At 67.1% G+C, this 529-nt stretch carries 1 protein-coding gene; it reads left to right on the top strand.

Translation table 11 applies throughout. The features are described from left to right. Positions 1-38: 38 nt before the first annotated feature. Positions 39-529: hypothetical protein (locus tag J0A65_RS25480; RefSeq protein ID WP_232850155.1), on the top strand; the 491-nt coding region annotated here is incomplete at its 3' end.

Here is a 529-nt window from a genome sequence, read left to right on the forward strand (position 1 = left end):
GGCGGCATCCGCCTGCATTTTTCCATGGGGCCCGAGCTATGACGTGGCGCCTGCTGAAAGGCCTGCTGGCCGCTTCACTGGGGCTGCTGCTGGTACTGGGCGCCACGCTAGCGGGGCTGCTCGGTACGCAGGGAGGCAGTCGCTGGCTGCTGGCCCAGGTGCCGGGGCTCGAGGTCGAGCACTTCAGCGGTCGTCTGGGTGGCGCCTGGCAGGCTGAACGTGTGCGCTGGCAACAGGCGGATACGCAGCTGCAGTTGCAGCGAGTGGACTTCGCCTGGTCACCTTCCTGCCTGCTACGCCTGACCCTGTGCCTCGACCGCGTGTATCTCGAGCAGGGCGCGCTGAGCTTGCCGCCGAGCGAGGCGAGCGACGCGCCGTTGCGCCTGCCGAGCCTGAAGTTGCCTCTGCGCCTGCAGCTCGGAGATATCCGTCTGGGTGAGCTGCGCCTGGACGGGCAGTCGCAGTTGACGGAGTTGCAGCTGATCGGCAATTGGAACGAGCAGGGCATCGACCTGCAGCGTCTGACCTT

It is taken from the genome of Bowmanella yangjiangensis (assembly GCF_017255015.1).
Lineage (GTDB): Bacteria > Pseudomonadota > Gammaproteobacteria > Enterobacterales > Alteromonadaceae > Bowmanella > Bowmanella yangjiangensis.